Raw genomic sequence first — 22,823 nt, forward strand, 5'->3', positions numbered from 1 at the left:
GCGCCTTCAGGGACGGGCCGACGGCGTGGGTTCCCGACGCTGCTCCAGCCAGGCGCGGCTCAGGTCGTCCCAGATGGTCTGGTACCGGCCGAAGATCTCGCTCAGCTGATCGAACGTCAGCTCGTCGGCGGGCGTCGATGCCACGAGGTATTCGAGGTCGTCGGCGAGCCGCTGGAACCGGTACTGCGCCTCCTCCATCAGCACCGACCGCGAACGCCAGTTGAAGAACGGCTCGACGGCTCCCAGCAGCGTCACCAGCGCCACGCACGCCAGCGCCAGACCGGCCCACGCGTTGAGATTCTGCAGGCCCAGGATGACGGTGGACGCGGCGGACAGCACCAGCGAGGCCACCTTGACGGCGGACGCGCTTCGGCCGAACCGCCTCTTCTTGCCGTGGGCGTAGCCGTTGCCCTGACGAATCTTGTCCAGCAGGAGGGCGGCCGTCTCCCCCGGGCTGAGACCGACCCCTATTCCGCTGTCCGGCCGCATTGCGCCTCCATGTCCGCGAGGAACAGGCGTGCTGCCCTCAGCCCTTCCTCATCCCTGGCCCACAGCCCCCACTTGGCCTGACCTTCCTGCTGGAACAGTTCCGCGAACGTCCGCCACAGGTGTACTCGAAACCCGTCGGCCTCCCACCACCACTCCGTGTTCCCGGAACCTTCCCGGATCAAGGACAGCCGCGATGCCGCTTCACCGACCCCTTCTACGGACTGACCTACCTTCGGCTCGACCACGGGGATCCAGCTCTCGCACTCCCAGTACAGTGCGTCCGCCTCGATCAGGGCGTCGGCGTCCGCGAACACGGCCACGTCCGCGGCGAAGCGATACACCACCGCGCCGTCGTTCCGCAGCTTCACGGAGTACGGGTGTGCCACCTCGTGGTCGATGAACTCAGCCAGTGGCCCGTGATCCGCGCTGTGCTCGTAGTACGGCCACGGCTCGAAGCGGATCTCCTCGTTGAAGGACCAGGCCGAGGTGCGATAGACCAGCCCGCCGTAGCGGTCCTGAGCCTGCCGGAGCCCGGCGAGCGCCATCGTGGTGTCCACCTCGGGAAACGGCGCGAGCCGGGCGATGAGCTCGGTGTCGTCCGGGTTGTCCTGCACGGGGAAGGGAACAGTGCGGGCCCGCTTGGCGAGAAAGCGGTGCCCCCTGTCCGTCAGCCGTCCAGGTACGTCGAGGATGTGTCGCATCAGGTCATCATCTCCAACTCCGTTCCACGCCTGTGGTGCAGGAGCGCGAACGACGGCATCCGGCGGATCCCATGCCGAGCGGGGTGGCGCGTGACCTCCGCGCCACCCCGCTCGGCCCAGGCCCGCGCGGGTATTACCCCGCGGTGCCTCTCTGTTGGCCAGAGCCGTCAGAAACGGCTAGACCATGTTCTGTCCCTTGGCGTTGGATTTCAGCTTGTGCTTTTTGACCGCGTCCTTGCAGAAGCGGCAGGCGGTTTGTTTCGCCTTTCCGTAGGTCCAGGCCGTGATTTTTCCTCCCAGCTTTCTTCCGACCTTGTTGTTGAACTGGTCGGCCCTGGAGTCACGCTTCGCCTTGTCGCTGCTTCCCGCGTTCTTCTCGTGGGCGTTACCGAGCGCCTTGGCCAGGGAGGAACCGACCGCCCAGGTCAGCATCGCCTGCCAGATGCAGTGCCGGTAGGCGTTCTGCTTCGCCCCCGAGTACCTCTTCTTGGCCTCCCCGAGAGCCCAGTACGTGATGTAGGCCATGTCCGCACACCACAGCAGGAACAGGGCGCATATCGCGGCTTCGGGGACGAGGCCGTTGATGCTGTAGTTGCCGCTGATGTCGTAGCAGTTGACCGGGTCGGCGAAGCAGTAGTCGTAGGAGCTGGCGTTTCCTCCGACGATGCGGTCGACGGAGAGAAATCGCCCTGTGTCCGAGTCGTAGAGGCGAACCCCCATGAGCGTGACCGTGCTCGGAGTCTCGGACGAGCGCTGTTCTCCGCCGAGCCAGCCGTAGCGGGCCTCGTCTGTTCCGGGAAGGAGGTTGCCGTACTCGTCGTAGGTGTTGACGACGGGAGTGGTGGCGTCCACCAGGGGAATCTGCGTGGCTATGTCACCGTGGATGTTGGCGAGTTGGAGAACCACCTCACCGGAGGTGGCACCCGTGGTGGCGATCAGGCCCCCTGTCAGGTCCGACAGGTTTCGGGTGATCTTGTTGTCGCCTTCGCTGATCCAGGTGGGGTTGTCCCCGTCGGCCCCGAAGTGGCTGCGCGCGGTCGCCGTGGTGGCCCAGGCCCCGTTGTCGTCCTGGCTCTCGGTCGTGGACGAGGCGAGCCTGCCGGCCGCGTCGAGGTTCCAGGTGGTGCGCTCGCCGCGCGCCGTGATCTGGCGTACCAGATCGTTGGCGTAGTAGGAGTTCTGCGCGCCGCTCGACTGGGTGGTCGTACGGCCGAAGGCATCGTAGGCGGTGCCGGTGGCGATCAGTCTGTCGGCGCTGTCGTAGGAGGAGTTGACCGTCGTGGTGGCGGGGGCTCCTCCGTCCACGTCGTCGACCGTGGTCACCAGGGACGTACGGTTGGTGTTGTCGTCGAACGCGTACCCGCGGTGGGTCGTGACACCGGTCTGGGTGTCATCGGCCTTGGTCAGGCGGCCGGCCGCGTCGTAGGAGTATTCCTGGTACGCGCCACCGCCCGTGTACGTGGTGCGGGAGACGACCTGGCCGTGGATGTTCTCACTGAGCGACTCGCCCTGGACGGTCCAGCCGGATTCCCAGTGCCAGTAGCGAGAGGTCTCACTGCCGGTGGGGTCCAGGTTGAACTCGACGTCCATGTTCCAGGGCAGCTTCTGCTTGTAGAGGCGCCCGTCGGAGTCGTAGGAACCGGTGACGTCGCCGATGCCTCCCATGACGGAGTCGTGTATTCGGGTCGGCTGGCCGGTGAGGCTGTCGTAGCTGTAGGTGGTCTCCGAAGGAGCCGAGTCGGATCTCCTGGTGACGCGGTCACGGGCGTCGTACTCGGTGCGTGTGACGTTGCCCGTACCGTCGTCGTAGGAGATCTCACGGCCGAGTCTGTCGGCGCTGTGACGAACCGTCGTGGCGCCGTCGGACATGGTGGCCACCTGGCCGTTGGCGGAGTCGAAGGTGATGGTCTGCGTCGGTACCGCTGTGCCGACACCCCCGCTGATCTGGATCTGCTTTCCTCGTCCGGCCGCGTCGTACGTGGTGACGGTGGTGCGTGTCACCCCGTTGGCGGTTTCGGTGACCTTGTTGACGTTGCCCCAGCGGTCGTATTCGAGGGTCTTGGTGGGCAGTTCATCGGGGTTCGGGCCGCCACCGGTGATCTTTCCCGCCGGGCCGCTGGAGCACAGCATGTCCGCCCATTCGGGGCGGCCCGAGCACGCTCCGGTCCCGCCGGCGGACCAGTACTGGGAGACCACCGTCCCCGCGTCGGTTCCGTTGGACTTGGGCTGGCTGTTCTTGGTGATGCGGCCCTGGGCGTCGAACACGGAGGTACGGGTCAGCTTGAGCCCGTTCGGGTCCGTCACCGTGCTGGTGGGCAGGCCCTTCACCCAGTCGTAGCCGGTGGTGCTGGTCCGCACGTCGCCGTCGGCCGGGTAGTCCTCGACGAAGGCACCGGTCGAGGTCGTGGTCGGCTGGTCCATGACCAGCGCGGACCCGTCGGTGGGACGGCCTTCGTCGTAGCGGGTGACGGTGTGTCCCCGCGCGGGCACCTGGGTGCCGGCCGGGATGTCGGGGCTGTCGGAGTCACCTTGGAGCTGCTTGGTCAGGGTGACCAGATGCAGCGGTCCGAGCTGGTCCACGATCCGTCTGCCGTCGGCGGAGTACTTCGCGACGGTGGCCAGCTTCTGGGCGCGCTCGGCCGGCGAATCGGAGAGGATGCCGAGTTCGCTCTGGGTGTTGACCTGGTATTCCGCGCTGCCGAGAGCGAGTTCGCGGTTGGTGGCCCCCAGCTCGAAGACGACATTGCCGAACGCGTCGTACTGAGTGGTGGTCAGATGCCGTCCGGGCAGGCCGGTGTTGACCTGGAGCCCCGAGGCGTTGGTGTAGGTGGTGGTCGCCTTGTCGTAGTCGCCCGCGCCGAGGTCGGTGCCGTTGTGCGAGGCGGGCACCTGGTCGGCGGGGAAGATGGCGGTGGCGTCCGTGGGGGCGTCGGTCTGGGCCCAGGTCCTGGCGTCGGCCGGGGACACCTGGTTGGGCGCCTTGGTGCCGGAGAGCGGAACATCGTAGACAAGGGAGACCGCGGCCTTGCCACCGTCGGTCTCGTCCTTGCTGCCCGGCTTCAGGGTGGGCCGCGAAACGGACAGCAGCATGCCGTCACCGGCCACCGAACCGGAGCCCGCCTTGCCGTACTCGAACGTCCACGGCAGCTCGCCCGGCGGGGTCTGGGTGACCACCCGGCCCGCGCTGTCGTAGGTGTACGTCGTCTTCAGCGCAGGGGAGATCCGGGGATCCCACTGCTCGCGCAGGCGGCCCGAGGCGTCGTACGCGTAGCTGGAGATCACCGTGGCGGTGGCGCCGGACGCGCCCGGGTCGGTGGACCACAGACGGAGGCGGTACACCTGCCCGGCGTAGTCGCCCAGCGTGCTGCCGGTCGCCGTGGTCGTGGTGGCGTACTGGTACTCCAGGATCCGGCAGCCCTTGGTGGACGGCGCGTTCGCACAGGTCTCGTTGCTCACCGCCGACGAGGGGGCGATCGCGTACTTCGGGCGGGCCAGCACGGTGCCGCCCACGGTGACCTTCTCCGAGTACAGCGAGGTGGTGGAGTTCTCCGTCGACAGCGAGCTCTTGGAGAGCTGCCAGGTCGTCGCGGCCGCGTCGATCTTGGTGAACTGCGACGTGGTTCCGTCGGTGTCCTTCAGGGTGAAGGAGCCCGTGAGGCTGCCGGTCAGGGTCAGGGCCTCGGCCCCTTCCTCGGGCTTCCATCCGCCGCCGCTCGTCGCGGTGAACCCGGTCTCGTCCCCTTCGACGTCCACCAGCGCGACCGAGGTGTTCGACGTCTTGCGCAGGTACAGCGACTCGGAGTCGGTGAGTTCCGCGGCGGTGCCCGCGGTCCACTGCGGACCGAAGATGGCGACCTGCCCCTCCTGCTGCCCGCCGGCTGTCGGACGGCGTGAGGAGGCGGTGCGGTTGGCGGTCAGGCCGAACGCCGAACCGTCGGTCGCGGAGAGCGTGGTGTCACCGGTGAGCATGTTCACGTCTCCCGGGCCGGCGGCCTGGGTCGGTGCGGCGCCCGCGTCGCGGTCGACGGTGATGGAGGCGGCCGGGGAGGCGTCGGTGCTGGAGCCGTCGGTGAAGACCGCGCGGACGTCCACCGGACCGTCCTCGGCGAGGGTGTCGGTGATGTTCCACACCAACTCCTCCGGCAGACCGCCGGTCACCTTCACCGGCCAGGCGGCGACGGCCGTGTTGTCCGACTTGCGGCGCACGTCGGCGACGGGGACGTCCTTCCAGCTGTCGGTCTCACCGCGCCGGTACTGGTAGCGGACCCCCGTGTCGGCGGTCTTGCCCTGGCCGGACAGCACGGTCCGCCGCGCCGGCCGGTCCCCCTGGGCCGGGGTCAGCAGTGCCGCGCCGGAGCCCGCGTAGTAGACGAAGGTGGTGGTGGCGGAGGCGTTGCCGGCGGCGTCCTTGGTGCGTGCGGACAGGGTGTGCCTGCCCGCGCGGAACACCGGCTTGGCCGTCGCGGCGGCGCCGGTGGTGGCGATCGTCTGCCAGGCCCCGCCGTCCAGCTGCCACTGGACTTCCTTGACGTCCGTCGACGGCGGAGTGAGGGTGAAGCCACCGGTGAAGTCACCGCTGGCGTTCGGTGTGCCGGACCACTGCCCGGCGGGGAAGTCGCCGGACGCGACCGAGGTCGCGGCGGGGGAGGCGGTGTCCACGGTCAGGGTGCGGAAGGCCGACCAGGCACTGGTGGCGGAACCGTCACCGGCGCGGACCCGCCACTTGTAGGAGCCCGCCGCGAGTGCGGCCGGGGTCCAGTTGGCCTGGGCTCCGGAGGCGACCGCGGCGCTGGAGCCGGTGCGCAGGGCGGCGGTTCCGGTCGAGGTCCACACCTCGTAGTCGAGGGTGACCTGCGAGCCGTCGCCGTCCAGGGCCTTCGCCGACAGCGTCGGGGTGGTGTCGTTGGTGGCCGCCGCGCTCAGCGGGGCGATCAGGGTCGGCAGCTCGGGAACCGAGTTGTAAGTGACCGACACATAGGGGGTGTTGGAGGCGGCGTTGCCGGAGTTGAACCGCTTCCAGCCGTACGGGTCGGTCTCGTCCGTGGCCCGCAGGCCCAGGTGGTTGGTGCCGTTGCCGTTGGCCGCCCACACCTTCGCCAGCGAGGTGACGTCGGCGCCGACCCATCCGTCGTCGCAGGAGCTGGAGAAGCCCTTGGTCTGGGTGCTGGTGGCGTACTTCGTCCCCCAGGACGGCTGTGCCGTCCAGCGCGAGGAGGTGCTCGCGGCCCCGGTGGACCACACCTCCCAGCTCTTCGCGGTGCAGGACCACGAGTGGTACGCGAACAGATTCAGCTTCGCCGCCGAGACCTGCTTGCCCGTGATGTTCTTCATCGGGAACGACAGGAACGACCGCGCCACCTGCGAGGAGCCGTTGTTGCCGAGCTTGAGGTCCGTGGAGGCGGACTGGTCGGTGGTGGTTCCGTCCTGTACGAAGGTGTCGAAGCTGGACCCTACGTTGATCGCGGGGTCGATCGTCACCGGGAACCGCGTCGCGCTGTCGGCCAGGAACTTCGTGTCCGGTGTCAGGGTCAGGGTGACGGTGTCGCCGTCCTGGGCCACCTTCACCCCCACCGGGGCGGTGCGCTTGTGCTCACCGGACTTGGCGTCCACCTGCGCGTCCCACATCACCGGGGTCGGCAGGACTCCGACGGACTTGCCCTTGGCGTCGGCGAAGGAGACCGAGCCGTCCTTGTTCTCCTTCGCGGTCAGGCCCTTGGCCGTCAGGCTGTAGGTGATCGCCCCGCTCGCGTCGACGGCGGAACGATCCTTCAGCTCCAGGAACTGCTCATAGCCGGTACGCGTCGACTCGATCAGGAGGTCCGTCGAGGGGAGGGCGCTCCGGTAACGGGCGACGTTCTTCTCCTCGCCCTCGATCTGGGGCGCGGGAAGGGCCCCGTACCAGCCCAGTTGCATCCGCTGCCCGGTCCGGCCCTCCAGTGTCACCAGGGGCACGCCGGCCGAACCCGTGCTCTCACCGACGCTCTTCAGCCCCTTGGGGGCCGTGGTCTTGCCGGCCAGGCGCAGCCCGTGCGGATGCCGTCGGGCGCCCACCGCGCCGCCCGAGAGCTTCTGCAACGAGACGTCGATGTCCTGCCATCGATCCTTGTCGTCCTGGAACCGGATCGGTCCGGCGTACGCCTCCTCGGTCACCGAACCGTCCGGGTTGACATACACCGTGGCGGTCTCGGTACGGGCGTCCAGCGCCTCGATCCGGCGGTTCTGGATCTTCGCCTTCAGTCGGGCCGCGGCCACCGACCCGGCGGTCGCGGACCCGAGGTCCTTCGCCCGCTTGTCCCGGTCGACGGCCGGGGCTTCGCGGCCCAGGCCGACCGCGACGGTGGAGGTTCCGGCGATCAGGGCGGTTTCGAACGCCATCGCCAGGACGACGGTCGCCGCCACCGAGCGGAGGCGTCTTCGCCGGGCCGGAGGAAGGAAGGGCTGGACGGACGGTCTGTCCGGTCTCCGGCCCGGTCTGAGGAACGTGGCTATCAAGCTCACTCCTTGCAACGGTGCGGGTTCGTCCCGCAAGCACCTGAAGATCTTCATACGGTGCTCACGAATGTCAATCCGTTGCATGACGGGTGATCACTTCCGGCCAAAGTTGGCGGATAGCGATTGGCTTGTTCACCTTGCGGTCACACGAGAAGGGGCTACCGCCTCAGTACACGGCCGGTGTGGGAGCGATACGGCGATGGCCTGGACGAGGCTGACGAGGCTTCAGTCCGAGCAACTGGTCGCGGAACCATCGGCCGTGGAGTTGATGGAGACGCGGTAGCCGGCGCCGGAGTCGAACTCGGGCCCGGTTTCGGTCTCTTCCGCTTCGAGGATCTCCTCGGTCAGGAAGTAGACGTCCAGCGTCGTCGAGTCGTCCTTCTTACCGAGGGTGAAGCACAGGCTCGCGGGCTTGTCCGCCTTCGCGGACTTCCGAGTGGCCGCAGAAGGCTTCCACCCGTCGCGCTCAGCCGCGGCGCGGTAGTGCCGGGTCACCTCGGCCTTGTCGCCGGGGAAGACATAGGTCCGGTCGGCGTACACCCACGCTTCGCCGCTGTCCTCCCAGCAGCCGGCGTTCAGATCCTCGAAGCCCTTGGGCACGATGGTCCCCTGAGGCCTGGAGTCGAGAACGCCGTACGACTTCAGCTCGTCGACCCGGCTCTCGGTGCCCTTGCAGCCCGTGGCGGAGGCGGCGTCCACGAGGGTCTCGCACCCGGTGAGCGCACCGGTCGACACCACGGCCACCAACAGGAGCCTGGCGCACCGGCCGGTTCCCTTACGAGATGCCAAGTCGACTCCTACGGTTGACGTGCCAGGCAGACGACTTCACTGCCTGATACCGAATACACGCGGTTAGTGACATTACCATCTCATCCGCCGCCCACGGTGTGGAGGCAACTCCCGTCGGTCTTGGGGGTGTTCAACAGTTCCGAGTAGGCCAAGTGCGGCCGCCCGGAGCCGGCGGTCAACTCCGGCCGGCGCCGATGGCCTTGATGACGGCGGCGGTGAACTCGGTGGTGGACGCGGAGCCCCCGAGGTCGCGGGTGGCGGTGCCGGCGGCGATGGCGTCGGCGACGGCCTTCTCGATGATCCTGGCGTCGGTGCTGGCCTTCTCGTCGCCATGCCTGGGGCCAAGCCACTCGAACAGCACGATGACGTCGAAGTCCTGGGCGCGGCGCACCAGATGGACGGTCATGGCGTCGATGTGGAAGTCGTCGACCGCCACGTCCGGGTACTCCTGGGCGACTTCCTGGCACACGGTGCGGAACAGACCGGTGGTGAGCCTGAGGACATTGGCCTTGTGGACGATCGACAGCTTCCTGCGACGCGAGCGGGGCAGGCCGAAGGCGACGCGGGCGACGCGTTCGGTGGCCTGAGGTGTTCTCGCGGACGATGACGAGGCCGGCACTGTCGCAGACGGCCTTGGTGCCCGGGAAGCTCTTTGGCGGGGCGGATGTTGGCGAACAGCCGGAAGTGTTTGCGCAGCGTGCCCGAGGGGTTGAGCGCGGACCTGTGCGGCTCGGGGTAGCCGACGGAGTCGTGCGGGCCGAGGTACCACACGTCCAGTCCCGCCCAGGCGTCCACGGTCTCCTCGGGAACGGCCGTGCCACGGGATTCGATCGCGGAGGCGCCGAGCGGCAGGGCCACCCAGTCGACCGGGACACCGGCGGCCCGCGCGGCGGCGGTGGCGATCTCCACGGACTGGTGGCGCTCATGGTGTGGATGCCTCTCGCGACTCTCAAGCTGTCCCTGTCCTGCTTGTCTTCCAGCGTCAGTCAGCCGGTGAAGCCACCCGCGTGCGACACCTACAGCAGAGGCGGAAGCCGGCGATCACCGACGGCCGGAGGCCCTCGCGCTACTGACCCCGCGAGCGGCAGGCAGGCAGGCAGGCAGGCAGTAGGACGTACGACCGGTGTCCGTCGAAGGTGACGCGCGGATCACGTCGAGATCCTCCGAACGCCCGCAGTGGACAGGCCGGTCGAAGCCCTCACCCCTGGCGCCGGCGAAGTGCCCAGTCACGGTCGCTCGGTGTCGGCTCGGTTCGCCAACGAGCTCGTAGGACTCCGTCGTTGTCGGGCATGACAGCCGCGCACAGAGGCATGCGCTCACCCGCATGGACAGGCAGGAGCACGGCGGCATGAGCTCGGGATATCCGGGCGGTCAGTTCGGGGAACTCGTCCTCTTCGGCGATGGCGCTGCGGATGGTGCCGTCGTCGTCCTGCCACACGCCTTCGACGAGGCCATCAGCGGGCAGGGTTCTGAGGACGGCGTCGATGTCGCTGGACAGGGGCGGCCAGACGGCGAGACGGGCCCGGGGAGCCAGTCCCAGGCGAACGGGGTCGATGCTGTCGCGAGTAAGGCGGTGCCATCGTGAGGGCCCTTCGAGGTACGTCTCTTCCAGGATTCCCGCACGACCGGTGACGACTGCACTGTGCACGTCGGCCCAGAAGTCGTCATCGCCGGGCCGCTGGATACCCTGCTCTTCCTCCTCGGCCCCGAAGGCGTACGGGGAGGCGTCCAGGCGTTCCGGGAACAGTCCGAGCTCCCGGGTGCGGGCCAACGCCTCCTCGCAGGGTCGGCTGCTGCCGATGTAGAGGTACTGGTCCCATCCCACATGGACCGTGAACGCGCCTTCCGTCTCCAGTCGGCACCAGGCGCCGTTGTCGCGCAACATGGCGCGCACCAGCCGCAGCGCGATGTCGAGCGGCACTTCTGCCCCGTCGTGAAAACCGGTGAGGCCGGCAGGGAAAAGCCCGTCCAACCCAAAGCCGCCCACCGGAGGCTCCACACCGAAGTGCACGAACGACGCGACCTGTGGTTCACGTACGGCCAAGTGATCGACGCCGCTGTCCCCGGCGAAGGCCGCGACCGCCTGAAGATAGGCCGCCTCGACCTCACCGTGATCGCTGACGGTGTCCTCACTGCCGGTGTAATGCCCGTGCTCGTCACGGTCGGCGGGGTCGTACTTGGTGACGCGGTAGACGTAGGGGAGCTGCACCGCCCCATCATCCAGCACGTTTGTGCCACGCCGCGAGGAAATGGTCAACGCAATGCGTCCCCTGGGCGCAGGGGGGTGAGAACGTCGTCCATGCCCCGTACGGGCACATCCACCAGTACTCGGTCGGCGGCAGCATCCCGTCGACGGCGATGATGCGGCATGGAGGGCATTCTCAGAACGCGAGTATGCCCAGTGGGCGGACCGCACCCTCGGCCACGCGCGCGTACCAGTCGAGCACCGGCTCTGCCCCGGCTCCCCCGGCCCGGAAGATGTCGTCCAGACTCGCGGGTACCACGACTGTCCCGTCTTCTGCCAGAAGGGGCAGCGGAGACAGGTCCTCCTCCACGGAGGAATCCGTCTCGGCAGCGCGGCGGGCCAGACAGCGGAGGATGCAGTAGCCGATCGCCTCGGAGTCCTGACGCAGCGAAGCCGGCAGCGACAGGTGCCGGACGACGGCCATGGCCGCCCCCAGGTACCGGACCGTAGCGCTGGCTTGTCGGCCGGGATTCGAGATCTCTGAGAGGAACAGGACACGCACATGCAAGAGGAGTGCTTTGCACGCGGCCACCGGATCCCTGCCTATCGAGTCGAGGACCGTGTCGACGAGGGCACTGCTCTTGGCCAGGAAGGGCCGCAGATCCTCGGCCAGGGCGGCCCCGTAGCGAATGCGGTCGTAGCGTTCCTCGACGGGGAGCAGGTCGAAGACGTTGCCGTTGATCTGTGAGAGCCGTTCCGCGTGTGCGGCCGTGAAACCGCGAGTGCTCGGGGCCTCCGCGCATCTCCTGACCGCCTGAGTGATACGGCAGGACTGCGTCGTCATGTTCGTGAGCGCCATTGTCCCGGCCGGGATATGAGGATCGAATGCCTCGTCGAACGGCCATTCCATGGGGTGTTGGCCATGGCACCGCCAGTTCAGTTCGTCAAGGACCGCATCGAGGTACTCGGCGTCGATTCTGGCCGCTGCTCGCGCCAGGCCCGCGAGCGCGACCACCGCGCCGACGGAATGGGCGGCATTCTGCTCCGCGTTGACGAACTTCTTGCGCGCCCAGTCGCACACGGTCGCAGCGTTCTGCCACGCGCCGCATTGTTCCTCAGCCCGAGACAGCAGGAGGAAAACCTCGGCCAGCCAGGGCTCTCGCTGTCCCTCCGCCAGCTCCATCCGGCGCAACTCGTCGAGCAGCGGCGGGACATATTCCACGGCCCTGTCCGCCTCGTGCAACAGCAGGCATGTCTCGATCCGGACGAGTCGCGCCCACAGGAAGTACTCGTATCCGTGGCTATCGGAGAGTTGCGACGCCCTGCCGGCGATCGGGCCGAGCTGCGACGCGTATGCGGCCGGACTGATGTCGCCGGATTCGAGCCGCTGACGCAGATACGTGCTGATCAGTTCCAGCGAATCGGGCTCCTGAAGCGCCGTGAGTGCGTTGCCGCGTTTCAGGGCTGTCAGCACGTGGCGCATGATCCAGCCGACGCCGATGTCCTCAGGAGTCCCCTGGAGTCGGGTCTGCTTACAGAGAGCGTTTACTGCTCTGCCGATTCGGATCCGTGCCGCCTCCTCGGGCGAGATGCTCGTGATCCCGGGAATTGCCCGGTACAGGTCCTCGTACTCTCGAAAGGTCACTCCGGTCACAGCCTGACCCACCAGGACATGACCGCTCATGGCGGAAAGAGCCTGCGCGGCGCATTTGTTCAGTGCCTGTCCGGTGTCCAGTCCCAGAAGGTCCTTGGTGATCGCCTGCGTCAGACTGTGCACCGTCCACATGTCCTGGAACGACTTCACGATGCGCATGCGCCGCAGCGTGGACAGCGCACGGGCGAAAGCGAACCTGTCCGTCATACGAGAGGAGTCGTCTCCGCGGCGCTGCCGGTACGCGGCGTGGGTGTGCGCCGCCAGGTTCATGGCCAGATTCGCGTGGTGCAGGACGGTGGTGACCGCCAGCAGATCCATGGCCTCGGGATGACGCTCTTCCAGCAGCGCCATCAGATGTCGGTGAATGACCGTCAGGGAACGGTGTCCCATGGAGGTTTCCGCCTCGAAGGTGGTACTGGCGGACAGGCGGAGCTGCTCGATGAACTCCCCGGGGCGCAGCCAGCCCTCACTGATGAGGACGCTGGAATGAGCGAGGGCGAGAGGCAGGCGCCCCACTTCCTCGGCGAGTTCCCTGCACTGTCCGTCCGTGGCGTGGTCGGCCACGATCAGGAGGCGGGCCATCTGGAACGCCTCCTCCTCATCCAGACAGCCGACCTCGACGATCCGGTGGGGCACAGGGATGCCGAGGTCACCGCTGTTGGACGTGATGATGACCAAGGTGCTCAGTGCGGACTTGACCACCCGTTCGACGGTTCCCCAGTCAGCAACGTCGTCGAGGAGCACGACAGGGGGCAGGTCGGCGGCCCGGGCCTGCAGGAACGCGCGGAAGGCCCCGATCGGATCGCCGTCGACTCCGCTCACGGGTAGACCCCTCTTCCCCACCTCCCTGGCGAGGGCATCCCGCAGCGTCTGCTCCTCGCCGGCTTCGAGGAGCAGCACGTCCCGATCGCTGAGACGTAATGCGGCCTCCTGCGCGAACGTGGACTTGCCGCAGCCCCGGGAACCGACCAGGCATACGACACCGCTCCTGGCGGAGCCGACCGCCACGTCGAAATCGGCGACCAGCCGGGGACGCTCGACGTACAGGGAGGTGGGTGGCGATGGTGTCGGTGAAGAGCCGGTGGAGGCAGCCGACTCCATCTCCAGCAGCTTCTCCGCGAGGATTCCGCGGAGCGTGTTGGTCCGGCGACCCCAAGTCGCGCGCGAGCCACGGAAACCCGACATCTTCTTCGCGTATCCGGTCAGCCGGTTGTAGTCGAAGCGGTTGCCGTCCGCGTCCGGTGGCAAGGCCGTGAACCCGTACAACACCCCCGCGAGCTCTCTCCATGTCGCGGTGAGATCGTCTGCCGAGGACTCCGGGAGGTCCTCGACCGCCGCCCTCACGACCGAGCGCAATGCCGCCGAGCGGTTGGAACTCCACTCCCGGGGGCGAAGGCTTTCGCTGATCCGGGCCAGGACGGGAAAACGCATCTCGTCCTCCTCGTTGGGCCGGGAGAACAGCTGCAGTTGCCGGTCGGCGGCGAATCTGAGCTCACGTCGCAGGTCAGTGGGGTCATCGAACCGCTGCATGCTCCGAGTGTTACCCAAGCGTGCTGCGTCCCACCGAGGATTCCCGACATCGGCGATCGGGCCCGCGGGCCGACGCTCACGCGATTGAGCCTGTGATTGAGCTTCAGCGCATCAGCATGCTCACACCTGCGATGCGACCTTCATGCCAAGCGTTGACCAGCAGGACGGAAGGTGGACGGTCAATGAGTGGGAAGAAGCGCGCACAGGGCGGCGACATGATGCCTCGGCGACGCAAGTTGTCGGTCGTGATTCCTTCGGCGAGCACTGTCTCGGGCTGTGCCGTCGTCACCGGCAGCAGCACGCTCGGCGCGAGTGTCGCGGCCGGCAGGGCGCCGACGGAGCCCGGACAGATCTGGCCGCTGGTCGTGCTGACTGTGGCGACGATGCTCTACGACCTTGGCCGAAGGGCACTCCGCCGGCGCCGCGTCTGACAGGCAACCAAAAAGCGCGGTGCCCAGGCATGTTCCCGGGCACCGCGCTTTACGGACCGGACGGCCGGCATGGGCGAATCGCCTCGTTCGGCCCGGAAACGGGGATGGGGCGGCGCGCGGAGGAGACCGATACCCCAAGACGACCCCTGTGTCCTCCCGCAATTCGACCTCCGTCCTCAGCCGTCAGCCCCGCCCGTCCTCAGCCGTCGGCCAAGCCCGTGCGCGCCTGCCGGTAGGGCCGTACCGCGCGGCGCGCTATGGCGAAGCGGTGTGTCTCCGACGGGCCGTCGTAGATCCGGAAGGGCCGTACCTCGCGGTACAGGCGGGCCAGTGGGGCGTCGGCGGCCGAGATGCCGAGGGCTCCGCAGATCTGCACCGCGCGGTCGACCACGCGGTTCACCGCCTCCGCCACGAAGGTCTTGGAGACCGAGGTGAGCTGTGGGGCGGCGGCGGAGCCGGTGTCCAGTTCCCAGGCGGTCCGCAGGATCAGCGCGCGACTCGCCTCGATGTCGATCTCGGAGTCGGCCAGCATCTGCTGGACCATGCCGAGGTCTCCCAGCGTCGAGCCGAACGCCGTCCGGCTCCCCGCCCGTTCCAGGGCGACGTCCTGGGCGCGGCGGGCCGCTCCCAGCCAGCGCATGCAGTGGGTCATCCGGGCGGGACCGAGCCGGACCTGGGCGCCTTCGAAGCCTCGGTCGACCGCGCCGAGCACCTGCCCCTCCCCCACCACGCACTCCTCGAAGACGATCTCGCTGTGCCCGGCGAAGAGAGACTCGTCCAGCGTCTCGATGCTCCGGACGATGCGCATGCCGGGGGTGTCGGCGTCGACCAGGAACATGGTGGCGCCGCCCGGGTCGCCGGGGCTGCCGGAGGTCCGGGCCATGACGATGGCGAAGTCGGCTCCCTGGGCGCCGGTGATGAACCACTTGCGGCCGTCGATGCGCCAGCCGCCGGGAACCCGGGTCGCGGTGGTGCGCAGGGAGCGGGGGTCGGCGCCCGCTCCCGGGGCGGGTTCGGTCATGGCGAAGCAGGACCGCGTGTCTCCCGCGGCGAGCGGACGCAGATACCTCTGCTGCTGCTCCTCGGTGGCCACCTTCTCCAGCAGGTGGGTGTTGCCCTCGTCCGGGGCCGCGCAGTTCAGCGCCAGTGGTCCGAGCAGCGAGTAGCCCGCCGCTTCGAACACCACCGCCTGTCCGCGCAGGTCCAGTCCGTGTCCGCCCCATCGGGCCGACACATGGGGAGCGAACACACCAGCCTCACGGGCGGCTTTTTGCAGCGTTTCCCGCAGCGCCTCGGGGGCGTCGTGCACGGACCCGCCGCACTCGCGCTCGGCCGGGATGACCACGTCGCGCACGAACTCGGTCGTCGAGGCCGCGAGTTGGGCGACATGGGGATCGACATCGAACTGGATGGGCACGGGGCCTCCCGCCGACGGGCGTACGGGCGTCGGTGCCCGTCGCGTCCTAGAAACTGTATAGCGTCTTCAGTATCTTGCCCGGAAGCACCCCGGACGGGAAGACGACAGAAGATGTCAGGAGAAACACCATGAACCTCCCCATGAGCCTCTCCGTGAACACCGAGCCGGTCCGGGTCGTCCGCCATCCCGACGGAGTCGTCGAGCTGCTGCTGGACGACCCCGGGCGGGGAAACGCTTTGGACCTGAGGACGGCGGAGGCGCTGCGGGACGCGGCCCGCGAGGTGGCCGTGGATCCGGGTGGCGCGGTTCTGCTACGGGCGGCGGGCGGCAGTTTCTGCGTGGGCGGTGACCTGCGCGCCTTCGCCGGTCGCGGTACGGAGACCGGCACCTATGTGCACGCCGTGGCGACCGCCGCGCACACCGCGATACAGGCCCTGTACGACCTGCCGGTGCCGGTGGTGACCGCCGTGCGCGGCGCGGCCGCCGGCGGCGGGATCGGGCTCGCCCTCGTGGGAGACATCGTCCTGGCGGCCCGGTCCGCGCGTTTCCGGCTGGCGTACACGGCGGTCGGTCTCACGCCGGACTGCGGGGCGTCCTGGTTCCTGCCGCGCCTGGTGGGCGCCCGCAGGGCGGCGGACCTGATCCTCACCAACCGGGTCCTGACCGGCGACGACGCCGAACGGTGGGGCCTGATCTCCCGGTCCGTGGACGACGGGGAACTGGACGAGACGGCACACCGGACGGCAGCCGAGCTGGCCGCCGGTGCCACCGGCGCGCTGCGCGCCGCGAAGGGTCTGCTGCGCGCCGGCGCCGGTGACGACCTGCGCCGCCACCTCGCCGACGAGGCGCGGTCGATCGCCGCCCTCGCGGACGGCCCGGAGGCACAGGCCCGCATGGCGTCGTTCCTCGCCGCGCGGGGCCGTACGAAGGCGGGCGAGGGGCGGGCCGGGGCCAGGGAATCGGAAAGTGTTTCTTGAGTCCCTCTTCACTAACGTGCCCGCCGGGGCGTAACCTCCGGGCAACACAGAACCGAGGAACCGGTCACCACAGAACCGGGGAAAAGGTGTGGCGATGCAATCTGCTGCCGTGGGCCTTCCGGACGCTCTCGACGGGCCCCTCACCGAAGCCGTCGTCGACCTCGTTCTGCGGGGGATGTGGCGCGGCCGGCCGGAGTCCGAGCACCGTCCGCTGGTCGATGCCGGGCTGGCGATGGTGAAGGGCCCGGTGGTGCTGCCGACCGAGTCCGCCAAGGCCGTCGCCGCGCGGATCCTGCGGGTTCCCACCGGCTCCGAGCAGGAGGAGCGGATCACCGCCGCGTACGAGGCGTTCCTGCCGGTCAACCGGAAGATCCGCGATGTGTGCACGGCATGGCAGTGCCGCCCCGACGGCTCCGTCAACGACCACTCCGACGACGTCTACGACGCCGGGGTGCGCGAGTCGCTGGAAGACGTGCACGAGGCCATCCAGCCCGTGCTGCGCAGGCTGGACCCGGTGCTCGCGGGCAGCGGACGCTATCTGCCGGCCCTGGAGGACGCCCTCGACCGCTTCGACGACGGCGCGCACCAGTGGCTGGCCTCGCCGCTGTGCGACTCGTACCACACCGTGTGGATGCGACTGCACCAGGAACTGCTGCTCGTCCTGGGGATCAGCCGGGCCGAGGACGAGGCCCGTGAAGAGGAACTGGTCAACGGGGGCCGGGGTTGAGCGTCACCGACCGCGAGGCGGGCGCGCTCGCACGGCCCGAGGGTCCTCTCCCGCCCTCCGGAGCCGCCGGCCGCATCCTGGTCCCCTACGGGCAGGGACGCATCCGGGGCCTGGACGCCGACGAACTGGGCGCGCACGGTGCGGCGATGGACCGGCTGGTGGCCCTCGGCCTGCCGGTCGTGCCGGGGCTCACCGTGCCCGCCGGAGCCGCCGCATCGCTGTGCGAGACCGACACCGCCCGGGCCGCCGTCGACCTGGTCGAACAGCTCGCGGGGCGGCGCATCGGGGACACGACCCGGCCGCTGCTGCTGCGTCTGTCGGCGAGCGCGCCGACCGAGATCGCCGGACTGCCGCCCGACCTGGCCTGTCTCGGTGTCGACCCCGCCCGTGCCGACGACCTGTGCGCCGTCATCGGGCGTGCGGACGCCCTGCACGAGGTGTGGGCCGCGACCGTACGCATGATCGCCGAGTACGCCCTCGACGTACCCGGCGCGGTGCTCGACGACGCCCTCCTGGACACGCCCGAGCCACGGGCGCGGGTGGCGCTGCTGCTGTCCCTGGTGGCGGAGCACGGCTCCCGGCCCTTCCCCGACGACCCGGCGCAACAGCTCGCGCTGGCCGCCCGCGCCCTCCTCGCCCGATGGGACTCGCCGCGTGCGCGGAGGTCCCGCCGCTCCCAGCGGCTCCCCGCCGAACTGGCCGTCGCCCTGCATGTGCAGGCCCTGCGCATCGGCCCGGCCGACCACTCGGGCTACGGCACAGCTGTCAGCCGCGATCCCGAGACCGGCCGACTCTCCCCGCAGGGTTCCTTCTTCCGTGGGGTGCGCCGCAGCGCCCCGCCCCCGCACACCGGTGAACCGCTGGACCGGCTCGCGGGCGGCACCGCCCTACTCGAGCACTCCCTGCTCACCCTGGAGCGCCATCTGCGCGCACCGGTGTCGGTCGACTTCGAGGTGCGCGACGACGCGATCGCCCTGCTGGCCGCGTCGGCGCAACTCCGTCCGCCGCTGCGGGCCTCGGTGTGCCTGGCGGCGGACCTGGCCCGGGACGGGGCACTCGGCCGCGAGGAGGCCGTACGGCGGATCACCCCCGCGCAGGTGCAGGAACTGCTGCACGCCCAGCTCCGGCTGACCGGCGGGGAGGAACTCCTGGTGAAGGGGCTGCCCGCGTCGCCGGGAGCGGCGACCGGAGCGGTCGTACTGTCCAGTGAACGTGCCCTCGAACTCGCGGCCGACGGCACCCGGGTGGTCCTCGTGGCCGCCGAGACGACCCCGGCGGACGTCCCCGGGATGCTGGCCTCCGTCGCCGTACTGACCGGCAGCGGCGGCATCGCCTCGCACGCCGCCGTGGTCGCGCGGGGCGCGGGCAAGCCCGCGGTGTGCGGCGCGGAGGGACTGCGTGTGGACCCGGCCGCCGGGACGGTTCGCTTCGGGGAGCGGGTGGTGCGCGAGGGCGACCCGGTCTCGCTGGACGGCCGTACCGGCGCCGTGTACGCGGGGACGCTGAGCGTCAGTGTCGCCGGACCGCCGCCGGAGCTGTCCACCCTGCTGGAGTGGGCGGACGGCACGCGCCGGCTGGGCGTGCGGGCCAATGCCGACACTGCCGCCGAGGTCGAGACGGCCCTCTCCCTGGGCGCGGAGGGTGTCGGGCTGTGCCGTACGGAACACCAGTTCCTCGGCGAGCGGCTGCCGTTGATCCGCCGGGTGCTCCTGGCCGCCGACGCGGCCGCCCGCGACGAGGCGCTGTCGGAGCTGGAGCGCGCCCAGCACGAGGACTTCCGCGCGCTGCTGACCGCCGTGGGGAACCGCCCGGTGACCGTGCGCCTGCTGGACGCCCCGCTGCACGAGTTCCTGCCCGCGCCCGGCGAGGCCGGGGACGCGGCCGAGGAACAGCGGGCCGCCGCGCTGCGCGAGGCGAACCCGATGCTCGGGCTGCGCGGGGTGCGGCTGGCGCTGCTGCACGAGCGGCTCTACCCGGCGCAGGCCGAGGCGCTCTTCACCGCCTGGGCCGAGGTCGCCGCCACCGGGGCCCGGCCAGAGCTGGAGGTGATGATCCCGCTGGTCAGCCTGCCGGAAGAGCTGGCCGCCGCGTCCGCGTACGTGCGGGGTGCGGCCGACGCGGTCGCCGCCCGCACCGGGGTGGAGGTCCCGTACCGGCTCGGCACGATGATCGAGACCCCCCGGGCCGCACTGCTGGCCGGCGAACTCGCCGAGCACGCCGAGTTCTTCTCCTTCGGCACCAACGACCTCACCCAGCTCACCTACGGGTTCTCCCGGGACGACGTCGAACGTCAGGTGCTCGCCTCGTACCAGGAGCGCGGGTTCCTGACCGCCAGCCCGTTCGCCCGGCTCGACCCGCACGGGGTGGGCGCGCTGGTCGCCCTGGCGGCCGAGCGCGCACGGGAGGTGCGGCCCGGCATCAAGCTGGGTGTGTGCGGTGAGCACGGTGGGGACCCCGAGTCGATCGCGTTCTGCGACGACCTCGGTCTCGACTACGTCTCCTGTTCCGCGCATCGCGTGCCGGTGGCCCGGATGGCGGCCGCGCACAGTGCCCTGCGGGAACCGTGCGAAGAGAGCGGGAGTGCGCGATGACGAGCACCGTGGCCGACGGTACGACGGCCCTGTCGGACACCGAGCTGGAGGATCTGCGCGAGACCGTTCGGTCGGTGTGCGCGGACGCCGGCGGTACCGGCGCGGTACGCCGGCTGTCCGAGGACGCGCCCGGCATCGACACCGGGTTGTGGGACGCCCTCGGCCGGCAGGTCGGCCTCGCCGGGCTCGGGCTGCCCGAGTCGGCGGGAGGCATCGGCGGCCTCGCCGAGATCGCCGTGGTCTGCGAGGAGTTGGGCCGGACACTGGCACCGGTGCCACTGCTGTCCTCCACCGTGCTGACCGGACAGGTGCTGGCCGGCTGCGGTACGGCCGACAAGGCGCTGGCCGAGCTGGCCGGGGGCGCCGTGCATGCCCTGGCGGTCGCCGCGCCCGACGGGGTGTGGCGGGCCGGAGCCCTTCCGGTGGCCGTCTCCTGGCAGGGCGGCGTGCCGCTGCTGGACGGCACCGCGCCGTTCGTCCTCGACGGCGCCGACGCCGAGACACTGGTGGTGGCCGCGGCCGGGACCGACGGCGTGGACCTGTTCCTCGCCGACCCTCGCGAGCCGGGAGTCACGGTGCGCCGCGTCCCCACCCTGGACCTCAGCCGGGGCCAGGCCGTGGTCACCTTCTCCGGCGCCCGGGCCCGGGCGCTGACCGCGGGCGGCGAGGGGGCGGACATCGTCTCCCGCGCGCTGGACGTGGCCCTGGTGGCGCTGGCCGCCGAGCAACTGGGCGGAGCGCAGGCCGCGTTGGACATGACGGTGGCCCATGTGCGCGACCGTACCCAGTTCGGCCGGGCGATCGGCGGCTTCCAGGCGGTCAAGCACGCCTGCGCCGACATGCTGCTCCAGGTCGAGGGCGCGCGGTCGGCCGTCGTACGCGCGGTCCGGGCGGGCGGCTCACCGGAGGCGCTGGCCGAGGCGGCGGCGGTGGCACAGGCGTGGTGCGGCGAGGCGTTCGTGTCCGTCGCCGCCGAGTGCGTGCAGTTCCACGGCGGGATGGGCTTCACCTGGGAGCACGACGCACACCTGTACTTCCGGCGCGCCCAGTCGGACGCGGTCCTGCTGGGCGGCGCCGCACACCATCGGGAACGGCTGGCCGGGCTGCTGGGCTGGTGACGTGGCAAGGGAGGAGGGACGGAACGTGACCACCAGGCTGATCGACGAGTCGTTGTTCGAGAACCGGGGAGCCCGGGAGGACCGGGGAGACCGGGAGGACCGAGGGGACGGGGGGAGTCAGGAGAACCGGGAGTTCGACGACGGGGATCCGCCGCGTCTCGTGGGCGCCCGCTGCTCCGGGTGCGGCACCGTCGTCTTCCCCCGGCAGGACTCGTGCCCCAGGTGTTCGGACGGGACGATGACCGCGCGGGTGCTGCCGGTGAGCGGGCAGGTGTGGTCGTGGACGCTCCAGGCGTTCCCGCCCAGGTCTCCGTACCGGGCGCCGTCCGGCGGCCACCGGCCCTACCACGTCGGCTATGTGGACCTCGGTGAGGTGCTGGTCGAGGCACGGCTGGCGGTGCCCCGCGCGGAGATCCGGATCGGTCTGCCCGTCCGGCTCACCACGGTGCCCGCCTACCGGGACGAGGACGGAACCGAGGTGGTGACCTTCGCGTTCCGTGCGGAGCGTGACGGGGAGCGCGAAGCGGATCGGGAAGCAGATCGGGACGGGGAGCGATGAGCCGGCCCGACGACGTGTACGTGGTCGGATGCGGGATGCACCCCTTCGGCCGCGACGAGAGCGTCACCGGTATGGACATGGCCGAGCGCGCGGTGCGCGAGGCGCTGGCCGACGCCGGTGTCGCCTGGGAGGACATCGGTTACGCGGCCGGCGGCTCCGACGTGTCCGGCAAACCCGACACACTGGTGGGCCGTCTCGGCCTCACCGGGGTGCCGTTCGTCAACGTGCAGAACGGCTGCGCGACCGGTGCCTCCACCGTGCTCACGGTGGCCAACGCACTGCGTGCGGGCGAGGCCTCCCTGGGACTGGCGGTGGGCTTCGACAAGCACGAGCGGGGCGCGTTCCATGTCTCGGCGGCACGCTACGGGCTGGGCGACTGGTACGCCGAGACCGGCATGATGCTCACGACCCAGTTCTTCGCGTTGAAGACGCGGCGGTATCTGTACGAGCACGGGATCTCGGAGCGGGCGCTCGCGATGGTGGCCGCGCGGGCCTTCCGCAACGGCTCGCACCACCCCCTGGCGTGGCGGCGCAAGCCGCTGACGGAGCGGGAGATCCTGGACTCCGCCGAGGTCAGTCCCCCGCTCACCCAGTACATGTTCTGTTCGCCCGGACAGGGCGCGGCGGCCCTGGTGCTGGCGCTCGGCGACCGCGCGTTCGATCTGTGCGAGCGGCCGGTCAGGCTGGCATCGCTGGCCTTCCGGACGCGGCGGTTCGGCTCGTTCGAGGTGTTCTCGCCCTGGCTGCCGCCGGGACCGCACCGCAGCCCCAGCGTCGACGCCGCGGAGGCGGTCTTCCGTACGGCGGGGGTGCGACCGGCCGACGTACAGGTCGCCCAGTTGCAGGACACCGACAGCGGCTCGGAGCTGATCCACCTGGCGGAGACCGGGCTGTGCGGCCACGGCGAGCAGGAGGAGCTGCTGGCCGCCGGTGTCACCGAGCCCACGGGCCGGATACCGGTCAACACCGACGGCGGCTGTCTGGCCGGCGGGGAGCCCGTCGGCGCCTCCGGGCTGCGGCAGTTCCACGAGGTCGTACGGCAGTTGCAGGGCCGCGCGCCCGGTGTGCAGGTACCGGGCGCTCCCCGCGTGGGCTTCACCCATGTGTACGGGGCGCCCGGGATCAGCGCGTGTTCGGTCCTGACAGTGTGAAAGGCGGCGAAC

15 protein-coding genes and 1 pseudogene are annotated in these 22,823 nt (G+C 70.0%); 7 read left to right on the forward strand and 9 right to left on the reverse strand.

All coding sequences use genetic code 11. From position 1 onward, the window contains the following. Window positions 1-6 precede the first annotated feature (6 nt). The 8 genes and pseudogenes from ABT147_RS29605 to ABT147_RS29640 form a co-directional block, all read right to left on the reverse strand. Complete coding sequence (locus tag ABT147_RS29605) at window positions 7-489, reverse strand: SLATT domain-containing protein (protein ID WP_351411657.1); 483 nt, start codon at window positions 487-489, stop codon at window positions 7-9. Continuing rightward, entirely contained in the window at window positions 468-1,190 is a 723-nt protein-coding gene (locus tag ABT147_RS29610; protein ID WP_351411659.1) for a hypothetical protein, read from the reverse strand. Before ABT147_RS29610 ends, ABT147_RS29605 begins: the two co-directional genes overlap by 22 nt. Window positions 1,191-1,367: 177 nt before the next feature. Continuing rightward, window positions 1,368-7,565, reverse strand: a complete 6,198-nt coding sequence (locus ABT147_RS29615; RefSeq protein ID WP_351411661.1) for a DNRLRE domain-containing protein — start codon at window positions 7,563-7,565, stop codon at window positions 1,368-1,370. Between the two features lie 342 nt (window positions 7,566-7,907). Continuing rightward, window positions 7,908-8,471, reverse strand: coding sequence for a hypothetical protein (locus tag ABT147_RS29620; protein WP_351411664.1), 564 nt, complete (start codon window positions 8,469-8,471; stop codon window positions 7,908-7,910). 175 nt (window positions 8,472-8,646) lie between these two features. Then, a complete protein-coding gene (locus tag ABT147_RS29625) occupies window positions 8,647-9,090 on the reverse strand; it encodes an isocitrate/isopropylmalate family dehydrogenase (RefSeq protein WP_351411667.1) in 444 nt (147 codons plus the stop codon). An 83-nt stretch (window positions 9,091-9,173) separates the two neighbouring features. Further along, window positions 9,174-9,380, reverse strand: a pseudogene (locus ABT147_RS29630) (isocitrate/isopropylmalate dehydrogenase family protein); the annotation flags it as partial. Window positions 9,381-9,669: 289 nt separating this feature from the next. Further along, window positions 9,670-10,728, reverse strand: coding sequence for an RNA-binding protein (locus tag ABT147_RS29635; RefSeq protein WP_351411669.1), 1,059 nt, complete (start codon window positions 10,726-10,728; stop codon window positions 9,670-9,672). A 124-nt stretch (window positions 10,729-10,852) separates the two neighbouring features. Continuing rightward, a complete protein-coding gene (locus ABT147_RS29640) occupies window positions 10,853-13,840 on the reverse strand; it encodes a tetratricopeptide repeat-containing protein (protein WP_351411671.1) in 2,988 nt (995 codons plus the stop codon). A gap of 182 nt (window positions 13,841-14,022) precedes the next feature. Here ABT147_RS29640 and ABT147_RS29645 point away from each other — a divergent pair, with 182 nt between their 5' ends. Next, window positions 14,023-14,271: a hypothetical protein gene (locus tag ABT147_RS29645; RefSeq protein ID WP_351411673.1), complete on the forward strand. Its 249-nt coding sequence runs from the start codon at window positions 14,023-14,025 to the stop codon at window positions 14,269-14,271. Between the two features lie 199 nt (window positions 14,272-14,470). On the opposite strand, the gene ABT147_RS29650 is transcribed toward ABT147_RS29645, so the two are convergent. Further along, window positions 14,471-15,688 (reverse strand): acyl-CoA dehydrogenase family protein, encoded by a 1,218-nt coding sequence (locus ABT147_RS29650; RefSeq protein WP_351411676.1) that lies wholly within the window; start codon window positions 15,686-15,688, stop codon window positions 14,471-14,473. Between the two features lie 128 nt (window positions 15,689-15,816). On the opposite strand from ABT147_RS29650, the gene ABT147_RS29655 reads away from it, so the two are divergent. The 6 genes from ABT147_RS29655 to ABT147_RS29680 all read left to right on the forward strand — a co-directional run bounded on the left by ABT147_RS29655 (window position 15,817) and on the right by ABT147_RS29680 (window position 22,811). Beyond that, window positions 15,817-16,665, forward strand: coding sequence for an enoyl-CoA hydratase/isomerase family protein (locus ABT147_RS29655; RefSeq protein WP_351411678.1), 849 nt, complete (start codon window positions 15,817-15,819; stop codon window positions 16,663-16,665). A 94-nt stretch (window positions 16,666-16,759) separates the two neighbouring features. After that, entirely contained in the window at window positions 16,760-17,392 is a 633-nt protein-coding gene (locus ABT147_RS29660) for a hypothetical protein (RefSeq protein WP_351411680.1), read from the forward strand. Beyond that, entirely contained in the window at window positions 17,389-19,983 is a 2,595-nt protein-coding gene (locus tag ABT147_RS29665; protein WP_351411683.1) for a putative PEP-binding protein, read from the forward strand. The genes ABT147_RS29660 and ABT147_RS29665 overlap by 4 nt, the downstream gene beginning before the upstream one ends. Continuing rightward, the gene (locus tag ABT147_RS29670) at window positions 19,980-21,101 is read left to right on the forward strand and encodes an acyl-CoA dehydrogenase family protein (RefSeq protein WP_351411684.1); all 1,122 of its coding nucleotides are present in this window, start codon (window positions 19,980-19,982) and stop codon (window positions 21,099-21,101) included. Before ABT147_RS29665 ends, ABT147_RS29670 begins: the two co-directional genes overlap by 4 nt. Before the next feature lie 25 nt (window positions 21,102-21,126). Beyond that, window positions 21,127-21,660: a Zn-ribbon domain-containing OB-fold protein gene (locus tag ABT147_RS29675; RefSeq protein ID WP_351411686.1), complete on the forward strand. Its 534-nt coding sequence runs from the start codon at window positions 21,127-21,129 to the stop codon at window positions 21,658-21,660. Beyond that, the gene (locus tag ABT147_RS29680; RefSeq protein ID WP_351411688.1) at window positions 21,657-22,811 is read left to right on the forward strand and encodes a thiolase family protein; all 1,155 of its coding nucleotides are present in this window, start codon (window positions 21,657-21,659) and stop codon (window positions 22,809-22,811) included. The genes ABT147_RS29675 and ABT147_RS29680 overlap by 4 nt, the downstream gene beginning before the upstream one ends. Window positions 22,812-22,823: the final 12 nt, after the last annotated feature.

The organism is Streptomyces sp. NPDC001868, assembly GCF_040297125.1.
GTDB lineage: Bacteria > Actinomycetota > Actinomycetes > Streptomycetales > Streptomycetaceae > Streptomyces.